21 protein-coding genes and 1 pseudogene are annotated in these 23,898 nt (G+C 53.9%); 16 read left to right on the forward strand and 6 right to left on the reverse strand.

Annotated features, from left to right (window positions below):
- The first annotated feature begins 40 nt into the window (after positions 1-40).
- A complete protein-coding gene (locus AB4O16_RS28540) occupies positions 41-973 on the forward strand; it encodes a LysR family transcriptional regulator (RefSeq protein ID WP_160388122.1) in 933 nt (310 codons plus the stop codon).
- Between the two features lie 56 nt (positions 974-1,029).
- Here the strand turns inward: AB4O16_RS28540 and AB4O16_RS28545 are convergent, their stop codons facing one another.
- Both AB4O16_RS28545 and AB4O16_RS28550 read right to left on the reverse strand, forming a co-directional pair.
- A complete protein-coding gene (locus AB4O16_RS28545) occupies positions 1,030-1,302 on the reverse strand; it encodes a DUF2790 domain-containing protein (RefSeq protein ID WP_460156444.1) in 273 nt (90 codons plus the stop codon).
- 510 nt (positions 1,303-1,812) lie between these two features.
- Positions 1,813-3,188, reverse strand: a pseudogene (locus tag AB4O16_RS28550) (transposase).
- A gap of 313 nt (positions 3,189-3,501) precedes the next feature.
- Here AB4O16_RS28550 and AB4O16_RS28555 point away from each other — a divergent pair.
- The 6 genes from AB4O16_RS28555 (at position 3,502) to AB4O16_RS28580 (ending at position 10,957) form a co-directional block, all read left to right on the forward strand.
- Positions 3,502-4,428: a LysR family transcriptional regulator gene (locus tag AB4O16_RS28555; protein ID WP_160388124.1), complete on the forward strand. Its 927-nt coding sequence runs from the start codon at positions 3,502-3,504 to the stop codon at positions 4,426-4,428.
- 223 nt (positions 4,429-4,651) lie between these two features.
- The gene (locus AB4O16_RS28560; RefSeq protein WP_154863206.1) at positions 4,652-5,077 is read left to right on the forward strand and encodes a VOC family protein; all 426 of its coding nucleotides are present in this window, start codon (positions 4,652-4,654) and stop codon (positions 5,075-5,077) included.
- Between the two features lie 110 nt (positions 5,078-5,187).
- Positions 5,188-6,447 (forward strand): cation:dicarboxylate symporter family transporter, encoded by a 1,260-nt coding sequence (locus AB4O16_RS28565; RefSeq protein WP_160388125.1) that lies wholly within the window; start codon positions 5,188-5,190, stop codon positions 6,445-6,447.
- A 184-nt stretch (positions 6,448-6,631) separates the two neighbouring features.
- On the forward strand, positions 6,632-8,368 hold the full coding sequence (gene ggt / locus AB4O16_RS28570) for a gamma-glutamyltransferase (protein ID WP_160388126.1): 1,737 nt from the start codon (positions 6,632-6,634) through the stop codon (positions 8,366-8,368).
- Between the two features lie 401 nt (positions 8,369-8,769).
- Positions 8,770-9,507, forward strand: coding sequence for a GntR family transcriptional regulator (locus AB4O16_RS28575; RefSeq protein WP_160388127.1), 738 nt, complete (start codon positions 8,770-8,772; stop codon positions 9,505-9,507).
- A 208-nt stretch (positions 9,508-9,715) separates the two neighbouring features.
- Positions 9,716-10,957: an alpha/beta fold hydrolase gene (locus tag AB4O16_RS28580; protein ID WP_160388128.1), complete on the forward strand. Its 1,242-nt coding sequence runs from the start codon at positions 9,716-9,718 to the stop codon at positions 10,955-10,957.
- 119 nt (positions 10,958-11,076) lie between these two features.
- Here AB4O16_RS28580 and AB4O16_RS28585 read toward each other — a convergent pair whose 3' ends face one another.
- Together AB4O16_RS28585 and AB4O16_RS28590 are read right to left on the reverse strand one after the other, a co-directional pair.
- Positions 11,077-11,838, reverse strand: a complete 762-nt coding sequence (locus AB4O16_RS28585) for an SDR family oxidoreductase (protein WP_460156445.1) — start codon at positions 11,836-11,838, stop codon at positions 11,077-11,079.
- A 16-nt stretch (positions 11,839-11,854) separates the two neighbouring features.
- Complete coding sequence (locus AB4O16_RS28590) at positions 11,855-12,481, reverse strand: glutathione S-transferase family protein (protein ID WP_460156446.1); 627 nt, start codon at positions 12,479-12,481, stop codon at positions 11,855-11,857.
- 148 nt (positions 12,482-12,629) lie between these two features.
- Here AB4O16_RS28590 and AB4O16_RS28595 point away from each other — a divergent pair, with 148 nt between their 5' ends.
- The 8 genes from AB4O16_RS28595 (at position 12,630) to AB4O16_RS28630 (ending at position 20,528) form a co-directional block, all read left to right on the forward strand.
- Positions 12,630-13,133 (forward strand): flavin reductase family protein, encoded by a 504-nt coding sequence (locus AB4O16_RS28595; protein ID WP_460156447.1) that lies wholly within the window; start codon positions 12,630-12,632, stop codon positions 13,131-13,133.
- Between the two features lie 67 nt (positions 13,134-13,200).
- A complete protein-coding gene (ribB, locus tag AB4O16_RS28600) occupies positions 13,201-13,848 on the forward strand; it encodes a 3,4-dihydroxy-2-butanone-4-phosphate synthase (protein ID WP_460156448.1) in 648 nt (215 codons plus the stop codon).
- Positions 13,849-13,944: 96 nt separating this feature from the next.
- Positions 13,945-14,361, forward strand: coding sequence for a carboxymuconolactone decarboxylase family protein (locus tag AB4O16_RS28605; RefSeq protein ID WP_154863223.1), 417 nt, complete (start codon positions 13,945-13,947; stop codon positions 14,359-14,361).
- Positions 14,362-14,407: 46 nt separating this feature from the next.
- A complete protein-coding gene (locus AB4O16_RS28610; protein WP_460156449.1) occupies positions 14,408-15,376 on the forward strand; it encodes an LLM class flavin-dependent oxidoreductase in 969 nt (322 codons plus the stop codon).
- Positions 15,377-15,736: 360 nt separating this feature from the next.
- Positions 15,737-16,897, forward strand: coding sequence for an ABC transporter substrate-binding protein (locus AB4O16_RS28615; RefSeq protein ID WP_160388134.1), 1,161 nt, complete (start codon positions 15,737-15,739; stop codon positions 16,895-16,897).
- 56 nt (positions 16,898-16,953) lie between these two features.
- Positions 16,954-18,525: a sugar ABC transporter ATP-binding protein gene (locus AB4O16_RS28620; RefSeq protein ID WP_160388135.1), complete on the forward strand. Its 1,572-nt coding sequence runs from the start codon at positions 16,954-16,956 to the stop codon at positions 18,523-18,525.
- A complete protein-coding gene (locus AB4O16_RS28625) occupies positions 18,522-19,490 on the forward strand; it encodes an ABC transporter permease (protein WP_160388136.1) in 969 nt (322 codons plus the stop codon). The genes AB4O16_RS28620 and AB4O16_RS28625 overlap by 4 nt, the downstream gene beginning before the upstream one ends.
- Before the next feature lie 9 nt (positions 19,491-19,499).
- Positions 19,500-20,528 carry an ABC transporter permease gene (locus tag AB4O16_RS28630; protein WP_160388137.1) on the forward strand — a complete coding sequence of 343 codons (1,029 nt, stop codon included), beginning with the start codon at positions 19,500-19,502 and terminating at the stop codon, positions 20,526-20,528.
- Positions 20,529-20,714: 186 nt separating this feature from the next.
- On the opposite strand, the gene cnbZ is transcribed toward AB4O16_RS28630, so the two are convergent.
- A complete protein-coding gene (cnbZ, locus tag AB4O16_RS28635) occupies positions 20,715-21,500 on the reverse strand; it encodes a 2-amino-5-chloromuconate deaminase CnbZ (RefSeq protein WP_160388138.1) in 786 nt (261 codons plus the stop codon).
- A 566-nt stretch (positions 21,501-22,066) separates the two neighbouring features.
- On the opposite strand from cnbZ, the gene AB4O16_RS28640 reads away from it, so the two are divergent.
- Positions 22,067-22,936 (forward strand): isocitrate lyase/PEP mutase family protein, encoded by an 870-nt coding sequence (locus tag AB4O16_RS28640; RefSeq protein WP_160388139.1) that lies wholly within the window; start codon positions 22,067-22,069, stop codon positions 22,934-22,936.
- 61 nt (positions 22,937-22,997) lie between these two features.
- Here the strand turns inward: AB4O16_RS28640 and AB4O16_RS28645 are convergent, their stop codons facing one another.
- Complete coding sequence (locus AB4O16_RS28645) at positions 22,998-23,873, reverse strand: LysR family transcriptional regulator (RefSeq protein ID WP_160388140.1); 876 nt, start codon at positions 23,871-23,873, stop codon at positions 22,998-23,000.
- Between the last annotated feature and the right edge of the window lie 25 nt (positions 23,874-23,898).

Here is a 23,898-nt window from a genome sequence, read left to right on the forward strand (position 1 = left end):
CGGTCCGTCACAGGGCCGCCTATCCCTTGAGGTGACACCGATGGATGTTTTGCAGACCCTGCGCTGTTTCACCGCGGTTGCCCAAAGCGGCAGCTTCACCGCGGCGGCGACGATGTTGGACACCACCACGACCAACGTATCCAAAGCCGTTTCCAGCCTGGAGGCCCGGCTGCAAACGCGCTTGATCAACCGCACCACCCGCCGCCTGGCGTTGACCGAAGCCGGCGTGCGCTACTTGCAGCGCTGCGAGCGGATACTCGAGGACATGCGCGAAGCCGATGCCGAGGCCGGCACGGCCCAGGTCATGCCCGCGGGCCGCCTGAAAATCCACGCCATGTCGGCCATCGGCAACCACTACGTGATCGGCGCCATCGCCCGCTACCGGGAAACCTACCCTTCGGTGCTGTTCGACCTGACCGTGACCAATCGCCTGCCGGATTTGCTGGAGGAGGGCTATGACATGTCGATCGTGCTGGCACGGGACCTGCCCGATTCCGGCTTCGTCGCCCAGCGGCTGGGTATCACCTACAGCATTCTCTGCGCGTCGCCGGCGTACCTGGCAAAACGCGGGGTTCCCGGCTCGCCCGGTGAACTCGACGGCCATGATTGCCTGCGCATCGTCAACACGGTCATGCCATCCGAGAACTGGGTGTTTGAAGGCCCGCAAGGGATAGAAACGTTCAGCACGCCGGTGTCGCCCTTTCACGTCAACACGGCGGACGCCATGACCTTCGCGATCAAGAACGGAATGGGCATTGGCATCCAGCCGATCGCGTCGGCCGTCGAGGGCCTGCGGGCGGGGACGCTGGTGCGGGTATTGCCGGAGTATCGGCTTGAAGAGTTGAACCTGTTTGCGATCTACGCTTCACGCAAGTTCGTCGATGCAAAAATAAAAACCTGGGTGGAATTCCTGAAGCATTCCATTCCCGGGTTGCTGGCGTCTGATGAAAAAATTGTCGGTGCAGCTGTGTAGCGATGTGGCTGGCGCCATACGCATGGAGTGTCGACCCTCCAGCGCCCGTACAGTGCTCACCCGTTCGAGCAACCGCTGCCCATCACTTGATACTCGATGGTACGGCGTTGACCCCGGGAATCTTCGTAGGTCATGCGCGCCGGAACCGGTCCGCATTCATTGGCGATTTCCGAGACTTCGATGACGCGTTTGATATCGAGCTTTGTGCCGTATGTGTAGGTTTCGACTGGTGCCTGGCTGGTTGCGGCAGTGGAGTGGTTGTCGTCTGCAAAGGCCTGGGTGCCGGTGGCGGCAAGCGTAAGCAAGAGTGCGATTTTCAGGAGTTTCATGATCTTTACCTCGGGGTTGGAGCGTTATTCCTGGAACGATTTTTCCCGCGTGAGTGGGTTGTGCCTGTTTGGCTTTACTCACTTGGGTAGAGCCAATGTTAGGTGTTTGGCGGGGGGTAAAAATCGGTCGGCGGGATAAACACTGTTGCCGGATTGATCATGAATCGAGGGGGGCTTTTGGGGGGAGTCGGTCTTGAGTCTTCTCCCCCAGGTAGTTAGTTTCAAGGACTTGCCTACCCATTTGCATTTGACTTGACCAGTCATTTGCATCGGATTTGACCAGCATGCTTTATGGCTATGGCCGGCAGAGAACGACCCATAGCTACCCTTCGCGGCAGGCAGCTAACGGCCGATTCTGTTGAAAAAGTCGGATTTTGAGCTCGCCTGAACTCAGGCACGGCCGCCTCTGGAGAACCTACTCACCACGTTGCGTGGTTTTTCGGCCCTTCGTTGACCTTTGCTGCTCGGTTATTGGGATAATTTGAGGTTTTTTGCTTCGTGCAGACGCACTTATCCCGTGAGCGGTGGCCCTTGAGAGGTCAGTTTGGCCAGCCGTCGCAGGTTCTGCACCGCGGCGGCCAGCGTGAACTCGTCGGTCGCGCCACTCATGCCACGTACCCGCAAGCGATCCAGTTTCAGGATGCGCTTGAGGTGAGCAAACAACATTTCGACCTTCTTACGCTCGTGGCGAGAGCGCTGATATGTCGGCGTCGCTGCGATGCGCCGAGCCACATCACGCGCGGCTTCATGGACGCCGCGAGCGATCTTGCGAAACGATGTGTTTAGGCAGCACTTGGCTTTCATCGGACAGGCAACGCAGTCGGTCTGCCGGGATCGGAAGATGATGGTGTTGGCTTTGGTGACGTGTGAGCGCTCGTTCTTGAAGGCTCGCCATTCGCTGCGCAATGCGTTGCAGACCGGGCAGCGGTATTCCTCAGTCTCTTCATCCCAGTGGAAATCGTTGCTCGAAAAACTGTCGTTCTTGCGCTCGGTTTTGTCCCACACCGTCACGTGCGGTTCGATGTCTTTTTCCTCCACCATCCAGGCCAGCATCGGCGCGGTGCCGTACGCGGTATCGCCGATGAGGCGTTCCGGCTTGATGTCGAACTGCGCTTCAACGCGAGAGATCATGGTCTTGGTGCTCTCGACCTCGGCCGTGCGATGAACCGGTGTGGGTTCCACATCCACGATGACGCCTTGCTCGGTATCGATCAGATAATTCGTGGAATAAGCTTAGAACGCTGGGCCGCCTGGAGCAGCGGTCCAGCGAGCCTGAGGATCCGTCAGCGAGAGTCGCTTCGGTAGCGTTTCGGGCCAAAGCCTCTTCATCAAGTGCCTCAAGGTACTCACGCACGGCGCGGGTGCTCAGGGCCGGATCGCCCCGGTTGACCTGTTCATCTCCCGGTACGCCGCGCTGCCGACTCGCATCCGCTGTGATGATGCTGGCGTCCACGGCAAAGCCTTCGCCATTGACCAGACCTGCGTCCATGCAGCGGCGCAGCACTTCATTGAACAACCAGCGAAACAGATTACTGTCCCGAAAACGGACATGTCGATTCTTGGAAAAGGTCGAGTGATTGGGGACTTCATCTTCAAGGCTTAACCGGCTGAACCAGCGATACGCCAGGTTCAAATGGGCCTCTTCGCACAACCGCCGCTCTGAGCGAATGCCGTAGCAATATCCCACGATCAGCATGCGAATCATCAATTCGGGATCAATCGACGGACGCCCAATCGGGCTATAGAAATCGGCGAGGTAATGGCGCAGATCGTTCAGATCGAGACACCGATCAATGCTGCGCAGACGGTGATTGGCGGGGATGTGATCTTTCAAGGTTGAACGACTAAGACAGTCGCTCCTGCCCACTCGATAACTGTCCCATCATGTTGCGTGCTTGCCTGCTGGCCAATGCAGAGATTTTGCCGCAGGCCCGATGCAATCGGTGGTCAGAACGAATGCAAATGACAGGTCGAATGCAAGCGGGTGGTCAAGTGGAGTGCAATTTCGCAGTTAACATGAATACCACCCAGCAAAGCGCGCAACGCGGTGCTAGCTCGGCCGATCTGCCCGTTGTTGTGATTTGAAGCACCGACTTGCACTGAGAGGGTGAAAGAATATTTCACCCGTGGGCGGCTTATTCTCGAAATACACTGACCGATGCACAATGCTGAGTAATCAGGACGGAATGAACGAACATCATGCACAACATGCAGGAGTTATTAGGTCGCGTGACCCTGGACGAGCTGTCGGCCTTCGTGGCGGTAGTAGAAGCCCTCAGCTTCACAGATGCCGCCAAGGTCATAGGACGAGACGCCACGATCATCTCGCGAAGGATTGGGCAACTGGAAGAGCGACTCGGAATTCGACTTTTGTCCCGCACCACGCGGCGCGTCTCTCTAACTGAAGTTGGAACGCTTTACTATCAACGCGTACGTGCATTGTTAGATGAATTGGACAGTGCCGGCCAAGAGGCGAGTAACTTTGCGGCCAGTCCACAGGGATTGCTCCGGGTGTCACTCCCCGTCACCTTTGGACGCAGATGGGTGGCGCCATTGTTGCCGGCGTTCATCGCACAGCATCCAAAAATCCGGGTGGATGCGCGTTTTGCCGATCGCTACGTCGACGTAGTGGCGGAGGGGTTTGACGTGGCTATCCGCGTGGGAGTGTTGCGCGACAGCACGCTCGTCGCCAAGCAGATCGCTCCCTTTCGCAACCTGCTTTATGCATCCCCGAGCTATATCGCTTTGCGGGGGCAACCTCAGACGCCTGAAGCGTTGGCTGAACATGCCTGCCTGGGATTCAGTAGTCACTCAAGCTGGCCAGACTGGGTACTGAAAAACGGCAGTCAGCACCGGACGGTACGGCCAACTGGCCCGTTGATTTCGGACAATTCAGAGTCACTGCTTCAAGCGGCTGCCAACGGCGTCGGCATCATTCTTACTCCGGATTGGCTAGCGGGGCCCGCCGTTCGCAATGGTGAACTTGTGCCTGTCCTGCCGCAATGGCAGGGCTCGGAGAGTGGCGGGGTTTACGCGTTGATGCCGCCGGGGCGACTCGTTCCAACCAAAACACGCGTATTCGTCGACGAAATCACCCGCGCTATTCAGGCAGGTTGGGACCAGTAGAAAAATCAGCAGCCTTCTAAACCTAAGTACTCCGATACGCCGCAACAAGCGGCGTATTTTTGCGTTGAATAATTGATAAAAATTATTTGTGTTTATGAAAAATATATATTGATTTTTTTTACGATGGAGCCGCTTTAGCATAAATCCATCTTCAAAGAAGCTGTCGGACGGTAAGCGTGCTGTCCGACTTCATAAACCTATAAAAACTGCATTCGGAGTCCTGATGAGTCTTTCTCCTTTCCACCTGGCAATTCCTGTTTACGACCTGGCCGCTACGCGTACGTTCTACGGCGAAGTGTTTGGACTCTCCGAGGGGCGCTCCAGCACTCAATGGGTCGATTTTGATTTTTATGGTCATCAATTGGTCATCCACGAGCATCCAAAGACCGCGTCTCAAGAAAGCGTTCACAGCAATCCGGTTGACGGCCACGACGTACCGGTTCCCCACTTCGGCATCATTCTGGAGTGGGCGCAATGGGAAGCATTGGCTGAGCGCCTGAAGTCCTTCGGTACTGAGTTTGTTATCGAACCCTACATTCGGTTCAAAGGGCAGGTCGGTGAGCAAGCCACGATGTTCTTGTTCGACCCGTGTGGTAACGCGCTTGAGTTCAAAGCATTCAAGGATATGAGCCAGCTCTTCGCCAAGTAATAAATAACCTGGCGCACGAATATGGCGCCAGGAAACCCTAATGAGCTGGAAGCTCATGAATCTAGCTACTGCCCTCAAGCAGTCCTTTCATTCCAACAAAAAGGCTAGACATGAAACGTATCCCATTGGTTTGGCGAATTGTTGCTGGGCTTTTGCTCGGTGTGCTTGTCGGTTGGTACTTCAATACCCATCCACAAAATCAGGTCTGGGTCAGTACCGAAGTTCTTAAACCCCTTGGCGACATTTTCATTAAAATGATGAAGATGGTTGTTGTTCCCATTGTTTTCTGCTGCATGATCCTCGGTATTGCCGGTGGCGGCGATAACAAGTCCTTCGGACGCATGGGGGCCAAATCGCTGGCTTATTTCTTTGCGATTACCAGTTTGGCCATTGTCCTCGGCCTGTGTTTCGCCAACTTCTTCGAGCCTGGAAAAGGCACCGAAATTGCTGGCATCTCGCACAGTACATCGACGGTTAACATGGAGCCCTCGAAAGGCGCGCTGATTATTTTGCAGAACATTGTTCCCGATAACGTGATTGTGGCGATGTCGGAAGGAAAGTTGCTGTCAGTACTGTTTTTTGCCGTTCTCCTGGGAATGGCATTGAATACTCTGCCAAAAGCGAAAAGCGCACCGGTCATTTCTGTAATTCAAGGTTTGTCTGATGCGATGTTTAAGGTGGTCTCGTTTGTCATGGCTTATGCGCCGATCGGCGTATTCGGTATGATCGGTGCGACCGTCGCGACCTTTGGCTTTGCATCGTTGTTACCGTTGCTCAAATTGATTGGTGTGGTTTACCTCGCGCTGATTGCTTTTGCCTTGATTTTCCTTGGCGGCATTTGCTACCTGATTGGCGAAAACGTCTTCAAGTTGATCAAGTACTTCAGGGATGAGCTGATTCTGGCGTTCTCCAGTGCGGCGTCCGCGGCGGTCATGCCGCAGTTGATGAAAAAGTTGGAGAACTATGGCGTCCCTCAACGAATCGTCAGCTTTGTGGTTCCGGTGGGATATGCGTTCAATCTGGATGGCGCGTCCATCTTCCTCGGCGTAGCGACGATCTTTATCGCTCAGTTGTACGGCATCGACCTGTCGCTGACTCAGCAGATTCTGCTGGTGGTCACGATGGTATTGACGTCGAAGGGAGCCGCTGGAGTGCCTGGCTTTGCCATCATTATTCTGTCTGCCACCCTGGCATCTGCCGGGCTTCCTTTGGAAGGGGTCGCGTTGATCGCTGGTATCTTCAGAATTATCGACAGCGGGACGACAACGTTGAACGTGCTGGGTAATGCAATCGCCCCCTTGGTTATTGCCAAGTGGGAGAAGGCCAGTCTTGAACCTTCACGTGTCGAGCGAGTAGGGGAGCAAGCGTAACCTCCCTTTAAAAGAGTCTTTGGCGTGATCCACGCCGAGGGCTCTTTTTGTTCGTGCAGTACAGATAATAACTATTCCGCTTTTGCTGTTCTTCAGGCGCTGAGTTGTGCGGTTGTAATAGCTCAATCGCACACTCGGAGTCGCCAACGTTGCTGCCAATTATTAATAAAAAAACAGGTGGTTTATGTGCAAAAAATCTTTGCTCGACTTGGCACGTCGGTGTGCTTTGTTGAGCGCGCTGTGTGCGTCGTTCCTCACCGTAAGCGTTCCTCAGCTGGCGTCAGCAAGCCCTCTTTCTCAGTTGGACGCTTCTGCAGTAGCCGTACCAGACCGCTTGGCCGCGGACACGGCCAATGCCATCTTCGCCAAAGGCGGTAATGCCATTGATGCGGCAGTCGCCATTGCGTTTTCGCTGGCGGTGACCTACCCCGAGGCTGGAAATATCGGTGGTGGCGGGTTTATGACGGTTTACCACGAGGGCAAACCTTACTTCCTGGATTACCGTGAGCGTGCGCCGCTCAAGGCGACGCGAGACATGTTTGTCGATAGCAAAGGCCAAGTGATTGCGGCTGACAATCTTGACGGAAGTGTCATTGGCCACCGCGCGGTGGGCGTGCCAGGCACGGTATCTGGCATGTGGGAAGCTCATCAACGTTTTGGCAAACTCAAGTGGGCGGATCTGATCGCGCCAGCGATTCACTATGCGCATGAGGGTTTTGTCGTCGATGACACGTTAGCCAATCTGGCAGCGACCGAAAATGAAAAGCGATTCTCCGGTAAAACCAATTTCGCCGAGTACTTCGGCAAATTGCACGCGGGGTCAACATTCAAGCAGCCTGAGTTGGAGGCGGTGCTGAAGCGAATCGCCGCACAAGGGCCGGATGGCTTTTACACCGGCGAGACCGCCGAACTGATCGTCAGTGATATGGACGCTCATGGTGGTTTGATCAGTGAGGCGGATCTCAAGGGCTACAAGGCCGTCTGGCGAGAGCCGATACAGGCGAACTGGAATGGCTTTCAGATCGTCACGGCGCCGCCTCCCAGCTCCGGTGGTATTGCTCTGGTGCAGCTTTTGAAGATGAAGGAAGCGCGCCAAACGGATTTCCAGGGCGTCCCGCTTAATTCCGTCAGCTACATGCACCTGGTCGCTGAAATCGAGAAGCGCGTGTTTGCGGATCGCGCTCAATACTTGGGTGATCCTGATTTCTACAAAGTGCCGGTGGAGCAGTTGCTGGATGAAAAGTACTTGGCCAGCCGTGCAGCGCAGGTCAATGTTTCAGAGCCCTCGGACACCGCTAAAGTAGTCGCTGGTCTGAACATCGCCTCCCCGGAAAAGCCGCAAACCACTCACTTTTCAATCGTAGACAAATGGGGGAATGCGGTCTCTAACACTTATACTCTCAACGGATTCTTCGGCTCCGGTGTGGTCGCAAGCAAGACCGGCATTCTGCTCAACGACGAAATGGATGACTTCTCCGCCCTTGCGGGTGTGCCGAATCAGATGGGGGTTGTGGGCAATGACACCAACGCGATTGAGCCTGGAAAGCGTCCGTTGTCTTCGATGACGCCGACAATTTTCCTGAAGGACGGAAAAGTTGCTCTGGTCATTGGCACACCAGGCGGCTCGCGGATTTTTACCTCGATCTTTCAGGTGGTCAGCAACACCTATGACTTCCAGCTTCCATTGAAGGATGCAGTTGCAACGATGCGCTTCCATCACCAGTTGCTGCCGGCGAACACCATTTTCTGGGAGCCTTATGCCCCTATCTCCGGGCAGTTGGCAACCGACCTTGAAGCCAGGGGCTATAACCTGGCTGATCAGGGTTTTAACGGTGATGTCCAGGCGATCAAGGTCGAGGGTCGAGTCCCTGAGCCAGTTGCAGACCCGAGGGGAAGGGGCGTGACTTCGCTGGCGAAGTAATCGTTTGAAGCATGCGGCAGCCCGCTGTCGCATCGCCCGGCTCCTAGCCTGCACCCTTGCTGTGCAGGCTTCCTCATTTCACCGCTCTAACGCTTGGGTGTTTTTTCTCACCTGGCTCCCTCATTTATGTGATCCGCCATACCCCCCGTCGCTCAAGTCGTCCGCCCCCTGATACTTCCTTCTTTCTGCCACGCGCGATGAGGCGCGTTAGCCTGCAGCCGTGCTCGAAATTCGACTTTGTAGCAGCACACTGGACTCATCGCATACAATCAGACAATCTGTTCGGCGAAATGTATGATTCTGGGCTGCACACCAGCGTCTCCGATAGTTGCGTCAAGCCGAGTTTGAATTGTCATTTTTGTGAATAGCCTAATCAAGACGATATGAGGGAGAGTGCGTAGATGAGTGAATCAAGCCTCCAAGTCCCCAAGCGCGGCGCGACGCTGCGCTTGTTAGTAGAAGACAAGATTCGAGAAGCCATCTCCTCCGGTGTGCTTCGGCCTGGCCAGCGACTGGTCGAGCGTGAGCTTTGCGAGATGACTGGAGTCGGCCGTACATCCATTCGAGAAGCGTTACGACAGCTTGAGGCGGAAGGTCTGATTACCTGCAACCCCCACAAAGGGCCTTCTGTGAATAAAATCTCCTTGGAGGAAACGCGCCAGCTGTATGCGGTACGCGGACTTCTGGAAAGCTTCTCCGGGCAGGAATTCGCCTTGGTGGGTACGGATGCGCAGATCCGTCGCCTTGAGGAAGCTGCTGCGGTTTTCGAGTTTCGAGCTCAGCAATATTGGCAATACCCTGACCGGGACCTCGATAGTTTGAGGGCTGCGCGTGATGCGTTGCTTGAAGCCAAGACCCAGTTTTACGTCTGCTTGATGGAAGGCAGCAATAATATTTTCATCGTCCAGATGCTGACCACGTTACACAACCGGATCACATTGTTGCGCGCCACCTCCATGACCCAGCCCGGTCGCCTCCAGCACTCAGTCAAGGAAATCAAAGAGATCGTGACAGCGATCAAGTCGAGGGATGGTGCCAAGGCGGCAGAAGCGTGCCGAGCACACATCGAGTTGTCGGCCAGGGTTGCCATCAATTATTTGGAAAGCGTCGAGCAGGAAGATACCGCTATGTCTGATTGACAGATTGTCTGCAAATCTGGATATTCATCACGACGTGGTTGCGCCGTTTTTCTGCTGCCCGGTTGCCCGTAAACCGGTGCTTTGTGTGCTGCTTTCGGGGCAGGTAACGGAAGAGCGCGTGACCAGTTGAAATCGGTACGGCCCCGCTTGGGCTGTAAGACACTGACGTGATGACTCGTCACTGCAAGAGTGACGCAGGAGAAAAATAATGACTGCATTCATCAGTTTGAAAGAGAGGCTGGTTAACGCCTACCCCGACCTCGAACTGCGCCGGCTCGCCCCGGGCCTCTCAATAACCGTTGAGTTCAGCGTCGGATCGCAAAGCACTGGGCTCAGTGTTGCCGATGGTTATCTGTTCAAAGGCTTTTCCGGCCAGCCAGCCATCCGCATCGAGGCCGCCGAAGAGCAATGGGGGCATGTGCTGTGCGTACCGCCTGTCGCGACCTACCATAGTTTCACCGCTTTACAGATTGCCAATCCTGCTTTCGAAGTGAGCGGCGATTCGCAACTGATCGCCCAGGCGCGGCCGTTTCTTGAGCGCTTGTTCGAACTGATTACCCTGACTCCTGCGGCTCCAGCAATGTCCGTGCAGCGATCAATTTCGCAAATTCAAGGGCAGTATGCCGCTGTCAGCGTACTGGGGCAGAAATATGAGATTTATTACGAGGTAGCCGGGGAGGGCGTGCCCATCTTGTTCCTCCACACTGCCGGTGCAGACGGCCGCCAGTATTTTGGACAAATGGCCGATATCGAAATGGCTCGGCAATTTCGCATGTATGCGATCGACCTTCCATTTCACGGTAAATCGATGCCACCCCGCGACTGGGACGGTGCCCCTTATTTGCTGACAAGCGAATGCTACCAGCAATGGTGTACGGCGTTTATTGAGCAGGTGATAGGCACCCCCGCCATCGTCGTCGGTGGTTCGATGGGCGCCGCAATGTCCTTGGTGCTGGCAGCGGAGCACCCTGAACACCTGATCGGTGTTGTAGCGCTGGAGCCTCCTTTTCAGTCCCGTGGCCGCCGAAATCCCTATCAGAACCATGTGCAAGTACATGGGGGGCTACACAACGGCGCTTATGTTCGAGGCCTGATGAGTCCGACCAGTCCCATTGAGGATCGCCGTCGCGCCAGTTGGATTTATTCGCAGGGAGGACCTGGTGTCTACCCAGGCGATCTGGCGTTTTACAGTGATGAGTTCGATGGTGCCGAGACCGCGCCGCGGATCGATGCTGCGCGCACACCAGTCGCCCTGCTCTCAGGTAATTACGACTATTCCGCAACCCCCGCGGATGGCGCCAAACTAGCCCATTTGATTCCTGGGGCCTTGCACCTGGTCATGGAGGGGTTGGGGCACTTCCCCATGACGGAGCACCCGGATAACTTCCGGCCTTACCTGATGCAGGGGCTCGAACATGTAGTGAGTGAGGCCGAGCTGAAGGGGGCCTGAGTAAATACAGGAAAGCTGACCTCAAGCCCTCGGGTGGGTCAGTTTTCTGTTGTGGCAGATAACTTCGTAGACGAAAAAAAGCCCGGTTACTCACCGGGCCAAAGGTCACAGGTACAGGGTCAGTCGACCAAGTGGTTGCCAATTGAAGAACCGCCGTCCACGGTCAGGATGCTGCCGGTGGCAAAGCGAGAGCGGTCAGAGGCGAGGAACAGGAACGCTTCTGCAATTTCCTCTGGTTTGCCCATTCGATTCATTACCGCCCGTGCCTCCAAGGCTGCACGCAACGCTTGCGGTGTTTCAGATTGAGCGAAGATCCGGTCGAAATAAGGGCTGTCGATGGTGCCAGGCGCTACCGCGTTTACGCGTATGCCATCCGCCGCATGATCCAGTGCCATCGCTCGCGTCAGCGCCGAAACGCCGCCTTTTGAGGCAACATAGGCCGTGCGGTTAGCAATGGCACTGGTGGCCGTGTACGACGTGGTATTGATGATCGAGCCAGATTTCTGCCGAGCCATGACCGGTATGACATGCTTGGCGCACAGGAACATGCCTTTGAGGTTGACCGACATCAGTCGGTCCCAATCCTGCTCTTCAATGGTGACAACGTTCCCGGTCAGACCGAAGCCGGCGTTGTTGACCAGCACATCAATGCGGCCGAAGCGGGCAACCGTCGCTTCGACTAACGCTTGCACCTCTGCATTGATCGCGACATTGCAGCCAATAGCGGTGGCGCCAATCTCATCCGCGGTCGCCTGTGCGGCCTCGACGTTCACATCGGCCACGATGACCGAAGCGCCATTCTTCGCAAATATTGTCGCGATGGCTTTGCCAATGCCACTGGCTGCGCCAGTTACGATGCATACCTTGTTTTCTAATTCCATTGTCGTCATCCCCTGATCAAGTCACCGGTCCGGCCCATTTCTGGCGGAAGGAATCGTGCGTCAGCATTCGCGCATACCATGCCTTCACGTTGGGCAGGTCAGCCCGCGCAAAGTCCATATTTAGCCAACGGTGCCCATGCACGGCCCAGGCAATATCAGCGATGGTCATCTCGCTGCCACAGAGGTAATCGTTCTCGCCGAGTCGGGTTTCTATCCAGTTCCACACTCTGCCGGCTTCGCGAATGGCTGTTTCCAGCGCTTGCGTGTCGCGCTTCTCCAGTGGTGTGCGAATCAACTGAAAAAACACCACGGTTTGTGGTCGGGTCAACTGAGTTTGCTGGCAGTCCAACCATTGGTCGACCACACCGCGTCTTTTCGGGTCCGCGGGGTAGAGCGAGCTGTCGGGGGCATAGGCGTTGCACAAATAGCGCAGCACAGCATTGCTTTCCCAAAGCGTGAAATCACCATCGACCAGTGTAGGAACGAGGCTGGTCGGGTTTTTGCTCCGATAGTCGTCTTCTTCAAGCCCGCCGAAGACGTTCCCGATATCGACCCGCTCGTAGTCAAGGCCCAGCTCGTCCATAAGCCAGACGACTTTCATGACATTGCTGGATTTCATGTGGCCAAACAGCGTGCGTGGCATGTCTGTGTCCTTTGTTGAATGAAATTCGAGATTCTTTATAAGTATCGTCAGACAATCTGTCAATCAGCCAAAATAGTTTTGACAGATTGTCTGACGATCTGTACGTTTGGTTTCACATGACCCATGCGACTCCTTGGACGAGGCAGACATGAAAAAACAAGAACAAGAAATAGAGCTGGTTAACGACTTCAAGCAAGCGATGCGTCGATTGACCTCGACGGTTTCGCTGATCACCACCCGCCACCTCGGGCAGCCTTTCGGAATGGCTGCCACCGCTGTGCAATCAGTGACTACTGATCCTGCAACCATTCTGGTCTGTGTTAACCGCTCGGCGTCCATCAGCGCCGCGTTGGAGGAGAGCGGGCGGTTCGCGGTCAATATGCTCCATCACTCCCATGTCGATCTCGTTCCGATTTTCAGCGGCCAGCTGAAGGGCGAGGAGCGTTTTGAGCACGGTCAATGGATCGAAGAACGCGGTGTGCCTGTGCTGGTGGATGCCCAAGCCTCACTGGTGTGCGAGGTCAGTTCGGTCACAACCATCGGCTCGCACGACGTGATCTTTGGCAGAGTACTGTGGGTCGATACGCGCCTGGATATCTCCCCGCTGCTTTACGAAAACGGTGGCTTCGCAAGATCCGCGGCCATCAAATGATGCTGTTGTCTGGCGCTTTGGTGTCATCTCTTGAGCGGCATGCCGTTAGCGTTCAGTAGAGGTTGTTATGGTCTTTGCAACGATTGAAAACGCGTTAAAAGTGATTGCCTCTGGCGGGATGGTCATCGTGGTGGATGATGAGGGGCGTGAGAATGAAGGTGATGTCGTCATGGCCGCAGAGTTCGCGACGACAGAAGCGCTGACATTCATGGTGAGTCGGTGTCGAGGCATTGTGTGTGCGCCTATGCCAGAACCTGTCGCACGCCGTCTCGAATTACCTTTGATGGTGGAACGAAATACCGACTCCATGAAAACGGCATTTACCGTGTCGGTTGATCTCATCGCAGGGATTACCACCGGCGTTTCGGCTGCCGAGCGCGCGTTGACACTCCGAGCACTCGCCTCACCTGAAACCAAGGCTGAGTCGCTTGCCCGGCCTGGGCATATTTTTCCGCTCATTGCTCGCCAAGGTGGCGTTGAGAAACGTGCCGGTCACACCGAGGCTGCTGTGGATCTGGCTGAACTGGCAGGCCTATCGCCGGTGGGCATCATCTGCGAGATCCTGAAGGACGACGGCAGCATGGCGCGTCGTGCGGACCTGGAGATTTTCGCGCGTGATAACGGACTCCTCATTATTTCGATTGCCGACTTAATTGCATGGAAAGCAAGGAAATCTCTTCAGTTTCAATATGTAAGACCTAGTCTGGTTGCATAAACCTACATGATTTTTTAAACCGTAAACCTCTAGCACGATGGCTGCTTACGTGGCCGTATGGTTACGAAGGTTATAACTCACCTCGAGGAAGATAGAATGAACAGTCAAGCCAAGATCACTTCACCCGACGGAAACCAACTTTCCGAGCGATTCCACGAAGGCCTTAAAACCCGTCGTGAAGTTTTGGGTGAGGCCTATGTCGATAGCTCTATCGCAAAGGCGACCGATTTTAACTGGCCGGTTCAGGAACTGGTAACCGAATATTGCTGGGATGCTATCTGGAATCGTCCGGGCCTGGATCGCCGCACGCGTTCATTCTTGAACCTGGGGATGATTTCCGCACTGAATCGTCCGCATGAATTGAAGTTGCATGTGCGCGGCGCTATTAATAACGGTTTGAGCAAAGAAGAAATCCGCGAGGTACTCCTTCAAGTGGCTATTTACTGCGGCGTGCCAGCGTCCATTGATGGCTTCCGATTGGCACAGGAAGTTTTCGACGATATGGGCGTTTAATCCAACGGCACTTCAACGTTTAAAAAAATAAAAAGAGGATTGCAAAATGGACATGCAGGAACGTTTTCACGAAACGGGTAACCCGATGTTCAACGATAACGCGCTTAAATTGGGCGTTTTCGGAACCAACTGTTCAAATGCCTGTGCTATTACGACTGCCGAGTCAACGTTTGAGCCCACATTTGAACACAACGTCAAAATCGCCAAGCAGCTTGAGGCGGCAGGCTGGGAGTGTATGGTGCCCATCGCTCGCTGGCGTGGATTTGGTGGGGAGACAAACTTCAACGGCAGTAACATGGAAACATTCACATGGGCAGCCGCCATGGCCGCAGTGACCACCAAACTGCAATTTTTCTCCACCACTCACGTACCGACCATTCACCCGATCGTTGCCGCAAAAATGGCGACCACGATTGACCATATTTCCAAGGGGCGTTTCGGCCTCAACCTGGTCACTGGATGGTTTACGCCGGAAATGGAAATGTTTGGCCGTGAAATGATGGAGCACGATCAGCGTTATGAATACGCTGATGAGTGGATGGACATCGTGGCGGGTCTCTGGGAACGCAATGGTGTCGACTACAATGGCGACTTCCATAAGACCAAAGACGCCGTGATGGAACCGAAGCCTTATAACAAGGCCGGTCGCCCGGTAATGATTTGCGCGGGATCGTCTGGCAAGGGACTGGATTTCACAGCGAAACACTGTGACTTCAACTTTGGTTTCATGCAAGACATGGAAAAGGGCGCTGCCTGGGTCAAGCATGTTAAAGAACTGGCTCGCTCAAAGTTTGGCCGAGAGTTGGGAACGTTTACCTCGTGCCCGGTCATTGTTCGCGAAACAGAAAAGGAAGCACGTGAATATTATGATTATTACGTGAAAGAGAAGGGAGACACGGTGGCGTGCGATAACCTCGCTGAGGTCTTGCAAGTACAGTCGCAAAATCACTCTCCGGAAATGTATCAGAAGTTCAAGGAGCGTTTTATCGCGGGTTGGGGGGCTTCCCAATTGTAGGTTCTCCTGAGCAAGTCGCTCAAGGATTGATCGATCTGAAGAAGACAGGTGTCGACGGAACGCTGTTGACGATGGTCGATTATAATGAAGAACTTCCTTTCTTTAATGAACGGGTCATGCCCTTGCTTAAGCAGGCGGGTCTGCGACAGTAAAGTTATCGAAAGGTGTTTGCAGATTGCAAACACCTTTTGTGAGTAGTAGGTCAAGAATTTATTGTTGTGCGTGTGTGGTAATTGTGGCTCACATTTGCACGCGCGCATTCGTGTACTTTTAAAAAAAGGAGGCGATGCAGTAGTTTGCTGGTTTTGTATTGAGGTCAGGCGTCAATAATAAATACAATAATATTAGGCGGACAATGAAATGAAGCGATTTGCTTATGCGGCAATTCCCGTAATTTTTTTGCTGGCGAGTGCTGTTAGTGCTAAGGGGGTCGATGAACTACCCGCAGATCAACAGGCGCTTTATCAACGAGTTGATCCTCAACTTCCTTTAGGGCCCAGCGCATTTCGCGATTTTGTGGCGAAAAAACAGCCACCTTGGAAGATCGGTTATGCTTCGACATATGCGGGTAATACTTGGCGAGCCTCCATTCAGGATGAGATGACCAATGTTATTCTGCCTGCCTATCAAAAAGCAGGGCTTATATCGGAACTGGTCGTCACTCAGTCCGACTTGAAAGACGCAGTCCAAATCCAACAAATGCGCCAAATGGTTGATAGCGGTGTTGATGCAATCATCATCTGCTGCTCAAATGTTACGGCCATCAATCAGACGATCGAATATGCCCATTCGAAAGGCGTCCCGGTATTTTCTTTCTCGGGTTATGTCACATCGCCTTATGCCATCAACGTTACCGAAAATAACACCCAAGGCGGTTATGCGGCGGGTAAATGGTTGGCCGAGAAAATCGGCGGTAAAGGTAATGTACTGTTGGTGTCGGGCATCCCGGGTTTTGCATCCTCAGACAGCTTTGATGCAGGCGCGAAGGGCGTATTGGCTGAATTCCCCGGTATCAAACTGGTAGGCAATGTCGCGGGTAACTGGACCGATCAGGTCGCCCAGGTCGAGGTGCAAAAATTCCTGGCGACAAACCCCGGCAAGGTGGATGGCATTGTCGTGCAGTCAGCCTCGGAAAATGGTGTGTTGAATGCTGTGCGGCAGTCGGGTCGCGACCTGATGCCGGTCGTGCTGGGTGGCGAGGCATCAGCGGCCTGTTTCTGGCGCAACAATCCGGGATTCATTGATCAAAGCTTTCATTTCTGGCCCCCTCGAGCCGAAGCTCGCATGGTCTGGGACGTAATGATGCGCACCTTGGAGGGGCAGGGTCCCAAGGTTCAATCTATTCCGCGCCCGGTTATCACTTACAGCATTGATGAAGTGAACGCGGCCCTTGGGCAAAACTGTGATCCCAACTCTACGGCATGGTTAGAGCCGGCGAATGATGGTTGGTGGCCAAAGGAAGTGGCAGCAGGTTACTTCCTGCGCCCTGAAGATCCGCTCACTTGGCGTCCCAAGCCTTAATCCAAAAGCCAATTCGCTTAACGCTCAACTAGCCAGCCTGGAAGAAGGGACCTGCTATGAGTTCTGAACAGATTGTCGGTATTACCACTGTGCGCCTAAAAGGTGTTGCCAAGTCCTTCGGAGAAACACGAGCACTCAAAGGAGTGGATCTAGAGGCTCGTGCCGGTGAGGTACATGCAATAGTGGGGGAGAATGGATCAGGAAAAAGCACGCTGGCAAAAATCATGTCCGGCGTACTTTTGCCGGACCTGGGGGAGGTCACCATTCTGGGTCGAAGCCCTCGTTCACCGATTGAGGCACGTGACGCGGGCCTGGCGACGATTTTTCAGGAGGTTCTCATCGCTCAGGAGGCAAGCGTTCTTGACAACCTTTATGTCGGTCACGACAAGCTTTTTCGAACAGTCTCTACCCGAGCAGAACGTGAGAGCGCAGCGGCCGAATTGATGGCGCGTTTAGTCGGTCAACCAGTGGACATAAATGCACTGGTTGGCACGTTGCCTCTAAGTGTGAAGCAGTGGATTGTTATTGCCCGCGCTATTTTGCGTTGTCCCAAGGTGCTGATTCTTGATGAGTCTTCCGCGGCGCTGGATCTTGATGCAACTTCTCGGTTGCACACGGAAATAGATCGTTTGCGCTCTGACGGCGCAACAATTTTGATCGTGACGCATCGAATCGCAGAACTTGTACGCATTGCTGATCGTGCAACGATTTTGCGTGACGGCGAAAGCATCGGCGTTCTTGAGAAGTCGCAGATCACTGAAGAGAATCTGCTGGCGATGATGACGCCGCACGAGCGCAAGGTGATTTCGGCGTGCCACGTGGCGGGTACCGCGCGGAGGATCGAGGGTCCGCAAATCATGGCGGTCAATGATCTGCAGTTATCGGCGGGTACCGAACCGTTCAACTTTTCACTCCTGCAAGGACAGATTATCGGTGTGACCGGCTTGGACGGGCAGGGGCAAGATGCGTTCTTGCGTGTAGTCGCCGGAATCGAGGTGGCTAACAGCGGCGTACTTGAGGTTCACGCTGAGGACGGTACCTCCCGACTGTCTAGCCTCGCGGATGCCGAGCGGTTGGGTGTCGCCTATGTATCGGGCGATCGAAAACGCGAAGGAATTTTTCCCGATCAAAGCATCTTCGAAAACTTGGCTATCGGAATATACCGCCGTTGCCTTGGCCCGCTTGGAGTCATTCGACGGTCTGGTATCAACGAGATCTACCAGGCCGAGGTGAGTCGTCTGCACATCAAGATCGGCCTGGCGTCGAATAAAATCACGTCGCTGTCAGGGGGCAATCAACAGAAAGTGTTGATTGGTCGTGCGTTTGCGCGCAACCCGAGGGTGATCGTTTTGAACGATCCCGCCCGTGGCGTCGATTTAGGCACGAAACGTGACCTCTACGCAGAGTTACGACGCTTCGCCGATGCAGGTGGTGCGGTCATTTACATGTCTTCTGAAATGGAGGAGTTCCAGGGGTTCGTAGACCGGGTTGAAGTGTTTGTAAAAAACACGGTCTTCCGATCCCTGAGTGGCAACTCTATTAATGAGGATGAAATGTTGGCAGCGATGTTTGGGCAGGAATCCTGCGAGCATCAGCTTTCTGACCGTCGGGAGGGCGTAAGCGCATGAGTCATTCACAACGATTGCTGGCGCAGTATCGCTACCTTGCGGTGCCTTGCGCACTGTTTTTTGCCTTGGCGGTGCTGGCGTTGTTGCGCACGCCCAACTTATTTTCGTTCAGTGGTCTGGCGGGTGCGGTACTGGTGGCGACCCCTCTGATCCTTTGCACCCTAGCGCTTACTCCAACAGTGATGGCAGGGCGAGGAACCGTAGACCTGTCAGTGGGCCCGTTAATGGGATTCATCAACGTTACGTTGATAGCCTGGCTCACAAAGAGCGGAGTCACTCATCCAATTGCAATTTTTGGCTGGGCCATGTTGGTAGGGGTCTTGTGGCAAATAGGACAAGCCTTAATCATTATCCATGTCCGCGTCGCACCGATCATCGTTACGTTGTCCAGCTACCTCATATTAACAGGCGTCAATCTACTGATCATGCAACGGGCTGGCGGTTTGGCGCCTGATTGGATGATGAGCTGGGGGGCCGGTATCAGTCTTCTGTCCCCGGTCAGTTTTGTGCTGTTAGGGGCTATTGCTCTGTGGTTCCTTTTTTGGAGGTCGGCCTTTCACACCCATCTGCGCTTGACTGGGGCCGATGAAAGAATGGCCTATACCGCGGGAATCAAGATTGAGACCGTACGTATTGGTGCTCATATCTTGAGTGGAGTTTTTGTAGGGTTGGCGGCAGTGAGTTACACCGCATTAATTTCTTCTGGAGATCCGACCCAGGGCAGCACCTACACGCTTCAGGCGGTGACGGCTTTGGTTCTCGGGGGCGCAAGTTTGGCCGGAGGACGTGGTGGGGCAATAGGGTCGATCCTTGGCGCTTTGAATATGTTCCTGATTGCCAACCTACTGGCGACATTCAACTTTGGGACTATTTCGGGGTCAGCGACCAAGCTCGCATTCGGGCTAATTCTGATTATTTCCCTCTTGGTAAATGTACTGGCGGTCAGCCGGGTGCGAGCCCGATAGGAGTCTCATATGCCTGTGTTCCAACTTTTTTCGCAGTTGAAGCTAGCCCCCGCGAGCCGACTGCACGATAGCCTGCGCGAGAATCGAGCCATCGCCATCGGTACTGCTCTGTTGATTATGCTTGTAGTGTGCGGTGCATTGACGGTAAGTGGATTTCTTTCTTTGCAAAATGCTAGATCGATTCTGTTGCTCGCTGCGTTCTTGGGCTTGGCGTCGATCGGGCAGACAATGGTTTCGCTGTTGGGTGGATTGGATCTTTCCATTCCATTTGTGATCGGCGCCGCCAATATTCTTTTGCCTAGACTGCTTAATAACGGAATACCGCCTGCCGCAGCGATCATCATCATTCTGGCACTGGGGATGGTGGTTGGTTGCATCAATGGCTTGCTTAGCTATCGATTGCAAGGCCAGGCACTGATCATGTCATTGGGTGTGGGCTTCGCGGTAGTTGGAGCAACCGAGATCTATACAGCGCTTGGTTCTGCATTCGGTGGGAATAGTTTCGCGCCGGTTCCGGCGTGGCTCACTAACCTCTCGGCTTTTAACGGAAAGTTTTTTGGCCTGCCAATTCCACCTGTTGTGATTATTTGGTTAGTTATTAGCCTTACCATAATCTGGGTTATGAAAAACACGTGGTTTGGCCGGGGTATCTATGCCCTCGGTGGAAGTCGTACTGCAGCATCACGCCTGCAGATATCGGAAATACGCACCTGGACAGCGGTGCACGGTATCGCCGGTGTGATGTCAGCGCTTACGGGTGTGCTGCTGCTGGGATTTTCCGGGGGCGGTTATGTCGGTGTAGGAGATCCTTACCTATTCAGCACCGTTGCCGCAGTAGTCATCGGCGGTACGTCCCTTCTGGGGGGCGCGGGGGGGTACGGTGCCACAGTTTTGGGTGTACTGGTACTCACCGTTCTGAGTTCATTGCTGGTTGGCATGGGGATGACTTATGCAGGCCAGCAGGCGGTGATTGGATTGCTAATCGTGCCCATGGTTGCGGTATATGCACGTCTTCCTCATATCCGTAATCAAATCTGATAAGTAGCAGTGATAGGGGCGCTGCCTCCTAACATAATGGAACGCACTGCAGGCCGAACAGATAATGTGCAACTCATACAGCAGGATGCCTAATGAGTTGCAATATAAGGCATGTTATTCGCAGGAGGGCAGGAGTGACTAGTTAATTGGTATGAAGGGTGTATCTTGTGGGTGAAATGTAAAACGCTAACTTCCTGCCAAAATCAGTTCGCGCCTTGCCCCTCTCGCCTCAAGTTCCACTTCACCACCCGAAATCGGTGGGCGTGCCCTGTATACGACCACCCCCCGACTCAGTGTCTCGCCCAATTCTCCAAGTAACGTGCTTTCCCAGAGATTGGGAATCTCATGCACATGAAAAATCGCGATCTGGTTGGCATCTCGCCACGACAGGCCCAGTCTGGAGAGGCTCGCGCTGATCACGTCAATTGTGTACCTGGCACGTTGATGCATGGCCGTCGTGCTAGTGTCGCCTTCGGCGATGACACTGCCATCCGGCGCAATATCCGCTGTGCCAGACAGACAAAAGCCTCCGTCCTTCGACGTCGTAGGTGCTGTGTAGCTGAAGGCACACAAAGATGCTGTTTGCGGTGGGTGGTCCGCGAGCGCGATGTTCGAACGGCACACTCCACTGAGGTCTCCATACATCAATCCCCAGCGACGCAATTGCGCCAAGTATGGAGTATTGAAGTTAGTCCAGTCTTCCGAGGTCAATTGCGCTGGCACGCGCATCTCGATGCCACAGAAGGCTTGCACAGGTCGACCGACTTTGTTCAGAAAAGCTTCGATGAATGGATAAGCCTGATCCAGTGGTAGCCATGTCTGCAACTGTACCCGGACCACCTCGAAACCTTCATGGGGCACGATGCCGGTGCAATACGCCATACCGCCAGGCAGGATTTTGTAGTTACCCGCTGCGTTGTCGAGCAAAAACAATGCGTCTGGGCCTTGGGAAGAACAAAGGTCTTGGGTCATTGATCGATTCCTGCAAAGTGAGAACAGTTAAATCGCGGGAGTTGCGCGAGAACGCATTTTTTATATTGGATTTCAGCTCGCCAGGAGCCAGCAGGAAGATGGGGTGGACTGTCAGGTACGCCACCCAATGCTGAATAAGCTTTCATGCCTGTACCTTCCCGACTGGGTCGGTAGGTGAAGTGTAAGTGCTGCATAAACAGAAAGTAACGGGCCTTTGGCGCATAACTGTCATGCAAAAAATGCACGATTTACTGGGTAGAGTTGGCCCGGATGGACTGGTGACCTTCGTGGCTATGGCGGAGGTTCGCAGCTTCAACGACGTCTACCAGGGCTGAAGCTGGGTTCTGCCCTGGGTCAATACGGTTTTGAACTCGCTGATCACAGACGTGATTCATCGATAAAATTTATGATCAGATAAAAAAATATCAGCTTTTTAATCATTTTTTCAATACGTAAAATGAGTAGTAGATAGCGCAAAAATGATTAATTACGTGAGTCTATCTCCATGCCAGATCGCTACTCCAGTTTTAAGGCCACAGTCAGTTTCACTCGCCAGAGGAGCGATTATGTCTAGAGTTTCCCATCAAGAGCTGAGGTGCGAATTTCGTAAGCTGCTTGCATCGTGTGCCTGTTATCACACTGCATCTGTGTTCGACCCTATGTCCGCAAGAATTGCTGCTGACCTGGGATTTGAAGTCGGCATTCTCGGCGGATCCGTCGCTTCATTGCAGGTATTGGCTGCGCCCGACTTCGCCCTTATTACGCTGAGTGAATTTGCAGAGCAGGCGACGCGGATTGGACGAGTCGCACAACTGCCGATCATTGCCGATGCCGATCATGGTTATGGCAATGCGCTGAATGTCATGCGTACAGTGGCTGAGCTGGAGCGTTCTGGAGTCGCTGCACTGACTATCGAAGATACGCTCTTGCCGGCACAGTTTGGCCGTAAATCGACGGATCTCATATCCATTGAGGAGGGCAGCGGAAAAATCAAAGCGGCCGTTGAATCTCGAGTTGATTCGCAGCTCGCTATCATTGCCCGTACCAATGCAAGCTCGTTATCCGTCGCACAAGTGACGAGCCGTATTCAGGCCTACACAGATGCTGGTGCAGATGCCATTTGTCTCGTAGGTGTGAAGGATTTTGAGCATTTGGAGCAGATTGCCGAAGGCATGACGCTCCCTCTGATGCTGGTGACTTATGGAAATCCTGAACTTTGCGACAGCGAACGTCTAGGTTCGCTGGGTGTACGGATTGTTGTTGCTGGCCATGCCGCCTATTTTGCTTCGATCAAAGCGACATATGACTGTTTGCGCGAACAGCGTAATATCACTCGCAGCACATCTGACCTGAGCGCTACAGAATTGACCCATACCTATACGCGACCTGAGCGTTTCCAGGTGTGGGCCAAAGAATTCATGAACGTTGATGAGTAGTGAATTACTTTTGACTGTCACGCCTGCCAGTACAAAAACCGCAAGTTAGCCGTGGCGGTGTTTACTGATTTTTCTGAACCTGTTCGGTAATCAATTGAACAAGCACCTTCACCGGTTCCGTCAGGCTTCTGCGTGCGCGGTGTACGAGGCCTATATCTCGGTGGAAGGTGCGTTGTTTCAAGTCTACAGCGCGTACCTCTGCTGGCCATCCTTGATGTGTCGCTGTTTCTGGGACCAGTGCTACGCCGACCCCATTGGCGACCAGTTTGATGATCGCATCCAGCTCATCGAGCTCGCATACCTCACGTAAAGACACATGCGTTTGTCGCAAGAATCGGTCGACCTGCCGACCACCAAAAGAAGATCGGTCATAGCGAATGAAAGGCTGACTGGAAACCAGTTCGGACCAGTCATCTCCCGGCATGTCGACCGGGACAATCAGGCGGTAGGGTTCGCGCGCCAGTGTGGTCCAGCGCAAATCGCTTTGAAGTGAGAACGGAGGGCGGATGATTGCAGCCATATCGATCTCGCCAGCATCGACCTGGTTGACCAATTCCATGGACAGGCCAGGAATGACGCGAGTTCGGCATTCAGGACATTGCTGATGAAAGTGAGCGAGGGCGTCGGGCAAAAAAGAGCGCTGCACGGAGGCAATGGCTCCGACAGTGACCAAAATGCTGGCGGGGAGACCTACCGTCGTAGTGCCCAGATTACTGAACTGGCGGACCAGTTCCTGCCCCTGCAGTAAAACCTGATGCCCCATTCGGTTCAGATGCGCTGAGCGTCCTTTGCGATCGAACAGCTCGATCCCTAGCTCTGCCTCGAGGCGTTGCATTTGTGCGCTGACTGCCGCTTGTGTAAGTCCTATTTTGCTACCGGCAGCAGCAAAAGTGCCTTCTCTCGCCACGGCGATAAATGTTTTCAGTTCTTTAATCATCGGCAAATATTAATTGTGTTTTTGG

The organism is Pseudomonas sp. S2_H10 (assembly GCF_054668285.1).

Coding starts and splice junctions, on each gene's coding strand:
- AB4O16_RS28615 (WP_160388134.1), top strand. CDS start 15,737: ATGAAGCGATTTGCTTATGCGGCAATTCCCGTAATTTTTTTGCTGGCG.
- AB4O16_RS28595 (WP_460156447.1), top strand. CDS start 12,630: ATGAAAAAACAAGAACAAGAAATAGAGCTGGTTAACGACTTCAAGCAA.
- AB4O16_RS28560 (WP_154863206.1), top strand. CDS start 4,652: ATGAGTCTTTCTCCTTTCCACCTGGCAATTCCTGTTTACGACCTGGCC.
- AB4O16_RS28590 (WP_460156446.1), bottom strand. CDS start 12,481: ATGCCACGCACGCTGTTTGGCCACATGAAATCCAGCAATGTCATGAAA.
- AB4O16_RS28630 (WP_160388137.1), top strand. CDS start 19,500: ATGCCTGTGTTCCAACTTTTTTCGCAGTTGAAGCTAGCCCCCGCGAGC.
- AB4O16_RS28620 (WP_160388135.1), top strand. CDS start 16,954: ATGAGTTCTGAACAGATTGTCGGTATTACCACTGTGCGCCTAAAAGGT.
- AB4O16_RS28640 (WP_160388139.1), top strand. CDS start 22,067: ATGTCTAGAGTTTCCCATCAAGAGCTGAGGTGCGAATTTCGTAAGCTG.
- AB4O16_RS28605 (WP_154863223.1), top strand. CDS start 13,945: ATGAACAGTCAAGCCAAGATCACTTCACCCGACGGAAACCAACTTTCC.
- ribB (WP_460156448.1), top strand. CDS start 13,201: ATGGTCTTTGCAACGATTGAAAACGCGTTAAAAGTGATTGCCTCTGGC.
- cnbZ (WP_160388138.1), bottom strand. CDS start 21,500: ATGACCCAAGACCTTTGTTCTTCCCAAGGCCCAGACGCATTGTTTTTG.
- AB4O16_RS28625 (WP_160388136.1), top strand. CDS start 18,522: ATGAGTCATTCACAACGATTGCTGGCGCAGTATCGCTACCTTGCGGTG.
- AB4O16_RS28645 (WP_160388140.1), bottom strand. CDS start 23,873: ATGATTAAAGAACTGAAAACATTTATCGCCGTGGCGAGAGAAGGCACT.
- AB4O16_RS28580 (WP_160388128.1), top strand. CDS start 9,716: ATGACTGCATTCATCAGTTTGAAAGAGAGGCTGGTTAACGCCTACCCC.
- AB4O16_RS28540 (WP_160388122.1), top strand. CDS start 41: ATGGATGTTTTGCAGACCCTGCGCTGTTTCACCGCGGTTGCCCAAAGC.
- AB4O16_RS28575 (WP_160388127.1), top strand. CDS start 8,770: ATGAGTGAATCAAGCCTCCAAGTCCCCAAGCGCGGCGCGACGCTGCGC.
- ggt (WP_160388126.1), top strand. CDS start 6,632: ATGTGCAAAAAATCTTTGCTCGACTTGGCACGTCGGTGTGCTTTGTTG.
- AB4O16_RS28610 (WP_460156449.1), top strand. CDS start 14,408: ATGGACATGCAGGAACGTTTTCACGAAACGGGTAACCCGATGTTCAAC.
- AB4O16_RS28585 (WP_460156445.1), bottom strand. CDS start 11,838: ATGGAATTAGAAAACAAGGTATGCATCGTAACTGGCGCAGCCAGTGGC.
- AB4O16_RS28545 (WP_460156444.1), bottom strand. CDS start 1,302: ATGAAACTCCTGAAAATCGCACTCTTGCTTACGCTTGCCGCCACCGGC.
- AB4O16_RS28555 (WP_160388124.1), top strand. CDS start 3,502: ATGCACAACATGCAGGAGTTATTAGGTCGCGTGACCCTGGACGAGCTG.
- AB4O16_RS28565 (WP_160388125.1), top strand. CDS start 5,188: ATGAAACGTATCCCATTGGTTTGGCGAATTGTTGCTGGGCTTTTGCTC.